The organism is Protofrankia sp. Cr1, assembly GCF_963555865.1.
Classification (GTDB): domain Bacteria; phylum Actinomycetota; class Actinomycetes; order Frankiales; family Frankiaceae; genus Protofrankia.
Window position 1 is genome coordinate 1 of the sequence record NZ_CAUVXO010000370.1, and the last position, 5,260, is coordinate 5,260.

Genomic DNA, 5,260 nt, shown 5'->3' on the forward strand with positions numbered 1-5,260 from the left:
CGAGCTGGCCGCCGAGTCAACCGCCTGGGCAACGCAGCTGCGGCTGTTGTCCCGACAACTTTTGGTTACTCTAAGTAAGGAGCTTGGGCCGGAAGTGGTACGCCGAATCGTGGTCCGAGGTCCGACCACGCCCAGTTGGCGGCACGGCCCCCTGCATGCGTCCGGCGGGCGCGGTCCCCGCGACACCTACGGCTGAGCGGCCGACGGTAGGTGTCGCCGTAGGTGTCGGGGTCCCCTGGATCGCGCCGGAGGCGCCATCCGGGGGAAGTCGCGTACTGGGGTTCGACGGAAAGCTGTGCGGGGCGCTGCGCGCATGCCAGGGGCCACCCACAGTCTTCCTGGTGGAAGGGCCAGGTAGAATCAGGAGACGCTTCTCGCGTAGTTCGCAGTCGAGGACGAGGGGACATACCGCGTGACCTACGATGCAAGTTCGATCAAGGTTCTTGAGGGTCTCGACGCGGTTCGCAAGCGTCCGGGTATGTACATCGGCTCTACTGGGGAACGCGGTCTCCATCACCTTGTGTACGAGGTTGTGGACAACGCTGTGGACGAGGCGCTCGCCGGCTACTGCGACACGATCAATGTCACGTTGCTCGCCGACGGTGGCGTGCGGGTCGCAGACAATGGCCGTGGCATCCCGGTGGGTGAGCATCCGACCGAGAAGCGTCCGGCGGTCGAGGTCGTCCTGACCACCCTGCACGCCGGTGGGAAGTTCGACGGCAAGTCCTACGCGGTGTCCGGCGGTCTGCACGGGGTCGGCGTGAGCGTGGTGAACGCGCTGTCCACCCGCCTGGAGGTCGAGATCCGCCGCGAGGGCTTCACCTGGTTCCAGCCGTATGCGAACACCCGTCCGGCCGCACCACTGGCCAAGGGCGCGCCGACGAGGAAGACCGGTACGGTCGTCACCTTCTGGGCGGATGACACGATCTTCGAGACGACCGACTACAAATACGAGACTCTCACCCGCCGGCTGCAGGAGATGGCGTTCCTGAACAAGGGGCTGACGATCAGCCTGCGCGACGAGCGTCCCGAGGAGCCTGAAGAGGTCACCTACTGCTATACGGGCGGGCTCGTCGACTTCGTCGATCATCTCAACGCCAGCAAGGACCCGATTCACAAGACGGTCATATCGCTGGATTCCAAGGGCACCGGCATCGAGGCCGAGCTCGCGATGCAGTGGAACGCCGGCTACAACGAGTCGGTCTACACCTTCGCCAACACCATCAACACCCACGAGGGCGGCACCCACGAGGAAGGCTTCCGCGCGGCTCTGACCAGCGCGGTCAACGCCTACGCCAAGGACCAGAACCTGCTCAAGCCACCGAAGGCCAACGGCAAGAACCCCGACGAGCGCCTGGCCGGGGACGACATCCGCGAGGGCCTGACCGCGATCATCTCGGTGAAGCTGGCGCAGCCGCAGTTTGAGGGACAGACCAAGACCAAGCTCGGCAACAGCGAAGCCAAGCGGTTCGTCCAGGAGATGTGCTATGCGGCGCTGAAGGACTGGCTTGAGGCCAACCGGGTCGAGGCGCGGGCGATCGTCAGTAAGGCGATGGACGCTCAGCGGGCGAGGATCGCCGCTCGCGCCGCTCGCGACCTGACCCGTCGTAAGGGTCTGCTCGGCGGGACAGGCCTACCGGGCAAGCTCGCTGACTGTCAGTATACCGATCCGGAGCGTTGTGAGGTCTACATCGTCGAGGGGGATTCGGCGGGCGGTTCGGCCAAGGGTGGCCGCGATTCGAAGTTCCAGGCGATCCTGCCGCTGCGTGGCAAGATCCTGAACGTCGAGAAGGCCCGGATCGACCGGGTACTGAAGAACACCGAGGTCCAGGCGCTGATCCAGGCGCTCGGCTGCGGCATCCACGACGACTTCGACGCGACCAAGCTGCGCTATCACAAGATAGTGCTGATGGCGGACGCGGACGTCGACGGTCAGCACATCCGGACGTTGCTGCTGACGCTGCTCTTCCGGTTCATGCGTCCGCTGGTTGAGGCCGGATATGTCTTCCTCGCCCAGCCGCCGCTCTACAAGATCAAATGGGGTCGCGAGGACTGGCAGTACGCCTACTCCGACCGCGAACGCGACGGTCTGATCACGCACGGCGTCGAGGCTGGGCGCAAGCTGCCCAAGGACGCGATCCAGCGCTTCAAGGGTCTCGGCGAGATGAACGCGACCGAGCTGTGGGACACCACCATGGACCCGGAGCGCCGCATTCTGCTGCAGGTGACGTTGGACGACGCAGCCGTGGCGGACGAGCTCTTCTCCATCCTGATGGGTGAGGACGTCGACGCGCGGCGCTCGTTCATCCAGCGCAACGCCAAGGACGTCCGCTTCCTCGACATTTAGCCCATATCAAAAATAGCCCATATCAGATATATCGGAAATACTGGACAGTTTGCACCGCGCACGGCTGACCGTCCTCACCACCCCTGTCTGGAAGGACCCGCGTGACCGACGTACTGCCTCCGCCGCCAGGCGATCGGGTTGAACCCATCGGTATCGAAGTCGAGATGCAGCGGTCGTACCTCGACTACGCGATGTCGGTCATCGTCGGCCGGGCGTTGCCGGAGGTCCGCGACGGCCTCAAGCCCGTGCACCGGCGCGTCCTGTACGCGATGTATGACGGTGGCTACCGCCCGGACCGCGGGTACTTCAAGTGTTCGCGTGTCGTCGGTGATGTCATGGGTAACTACCACCCGCACGGCGACTCCGCGATCTACGACACGTTGGTGCGGCTGGCCCAGCCGTGGTCGCTGCGCTATCCGTTGGTCGACGGTAACGGGAACTTCGGCTCACCGGGCAATGACCCGCCGGCCGCAATGCGTTACACCGAGTCACGACTCGCGCAGCTGGCCATGGAGATGCTGCGCGACATCGACCAGGACACGGTCGACTTCGCCGCCAACTACGACGGCCGCTCGCAGGAGCCGACAATCCTGCCCAGCCGGTTTCCCAACCTGCTGGTCAACGGTGCCGGTGGCATCGCGGTCGGGATGGCGACCAACATCCCCCCGCACAACCTGCGCGAAGTGGCTGCCGGGGTGAAGTGGTTCCTGACGAACCCCGACGCGACCGACGAAGAACTGCTCGAAGCGCTGCTCGGGATGATCAAGGGGCCGGACTTCCCCACCTCCGGACTCATCGTCGGCCGCCAGGGCATCGAGGACGCCTACCGCACCGGGCGCGGCAGCATCCGCATGCGGGCCGTCGTGCAGGTGGAGGAGAACAAGGGCCGGACCCAGCTTGTCGTCACCGAGCTGCCCTACCAGGTCAACCCCGACAATCTCGCGGAGAAGATCGCCGAACTCGTCCGGGACAACCGGGTCAGCGGCATCTCCGACATCCGGGATGAGACCTCGGCGCGTACCGGCCAACGGTTGATCATTGATCTCAAGCGGGACGCGGTCGCGAAGGTCGTCCTGAACAACCTGTACAAGCACACCCAGCTACAGGACACGTTCGGCGTGAACATGCTGGCGATCGTCGACGGGGTGCCGCGCACGCTACGGCTGGACCAGATGGTGCGCTTCTACGTCGACCACCAGGTCGACGTCATCGTCCGTCGGACCCGCTACCAGTTGCGCAAGGCCCGCGAGCGCCTGCACGTCCTCGAGGGCCTGCTGATCGCGCTCGACCATCTGGACGAGGTGATCAACCTCATCCGCAACGCCGAGTCGGCGGACGCCGCGCGCGGGCAGTTGATGGAGCGGTTCTCCCTGTCGGAGATCCAGGCGGTCGCCATCCTGGACATGCAGCTGCGCCGGCTCGCCGCGCTCGAGCGCCAGAAGATCATCGATGAGGCGGCCGAGCTGCGCGCGAAGATCGCCGAACTGGAGGCGATCCTTGCCTCGCCGACCCGGCAACGGGAGATCATCGGCGAGGAGCTCACCGAGATCGTCGACCGGTTCGGTGACGAGCGGCGGACACGGCTCGTCCCGTTCGAGGGCGACATGTCCGTCGAGGATCTGATCGCCCGCGAGGACGTCGTGGTCACCGTCACCCGCGGTGGTTACGCCAAGCGAACGAAGACCGACCTCTACCGGTCACAGCGCCGTGGCGGCAAGGGCGTGCAGGGCGCTGCGCTGCGCGAGGACGACATCGTCGAGCACTTCTTCGTCACGACCACCCATCACTGGCTGCTGTTCTTCACCAACAAGGGACGGGTGTACCGGGCCAAGGCGCACGAGCTGCCCGAACAGGCCCGAACGGCCAAGGGCCAGCACGTGGCGAACATCCTCGCGTTCGGTCAGGACGAGCGGATCGCCGAAGTGATCGCGATCAACGACTATGACGCGGCGCCCTACCTGGTCCTCGCGACCCGGCGCGGGCTGTGCAAGAAGACCGCGCTGGCCGAGTTCGACTCGAACCGGTCCGGTGGGTTGGTCGCCATCAACCTGCGTGACGACGACGAGCTGATCGCGGCCCGGCTCGTGTCCGCGGGCGACGATCTGCTGCTGGTCAGCCGCCAAGCCCAGTCGATCCGGTTCCACGCCGACGACGAGCAGCTCCGCCCGATGGGCCGTGCCACCTCGGGTGTCATCGGGATGCGTTTCGACTCCGACGACGAACTGCTCGCGATGGAGGTCGTGCCGCCGAGCTCGGAAGCCAATCTGTTGGTCGCCACCAGCGGGGGCTACGCCAAGCGGACGTCCCTGGGCGAATATCCGGTGCAGGGACGCGGTGGCAAGGGCGTCCTGACCGCGAAGATCGTCTCCACTCGCGGCGGACTGGTCGGTGCCCTGGTGGTAGGCCAGGACGATCAGCTGTACGCCATCACGTCCAACGGTGGCGTGCTGCGCACCGTCGCACGTGACGTCCGGCGGGCCCAGCGGCAGACCATGGGCGTCCGGCTCATCGATCTGGAGGCCGGCGTCCAGGTCGTCGGGGTGGCGCGCAATGCTGATGCTGACGACAACTCGGACAACGGTTCGACGACCAGTCCCGGCGGGGGAGACTCAGCCTAAGTGGTCGGCGTCGGGCCGGGCATGGCGGGAGATGGACCGTGAGCAGCAGCGATGACGACCGGACCACCCGGTCGCCGGCCTTGCGTGGATCTTCCTCGCCACGGTCGGAGCAGCCCTCTGGCCGGAGCAAGGAGGCCCACGATGACGGGCGGATGTCGGCGGCTTCGGGCGCTGCGCCGGGCTCGCAGGATGACGGCACCCGGGCCCAGCAGGCCCCGTCCGTCGTCCGGGACCTGCGGATGCCACGGGACGCCCCCGGCACGAAGGTGTCACCGCGGGTGACTCCGGGCTCGCC

At 66.2% G+C, this 5,260-nt stretch carries 3 protein-coding genes; all 3 read left to right on the top strand.

The genetic code is table 11. The features are described 5' to 3' along the window. Positions 1–196 (top strand): DciA family protein (locus tag U9980_RS21540; RefSeq protein ID WP_322769584.1); only part of this gene is annotated, 196 nt, incomplete at its 5' end. A 216-nt stretch (positions 197–412) separates the two neighbouring features. After that, entirely contained in the window at positions 413–2,347 is a 1,935-nt protein-coding gene (gene gyrB / locus U9980_RS21545; RefSeq protein ID WP_322769585.1) for a DNA topoisomerase (ATP-hydrolyzing) subunit B, read from the top strand. 101 nt (positions 2,348–2,448) lie between these two features. Continuing rightward, the gene (gene gyrA / locus U9980_RS21550; protein ID WP_322748689.1) at positions 2,449–4,965 is read left to right on the top strand and encodes a DNA gyrase subunit A; all 2,517 of its coding nucleotides are present in this window, start codon (positions 2,449–2,451) and stop codon (positions 4,963–4,965) included. Positions 4,966–5,260 lie beyond the last annotated feature (295 nt).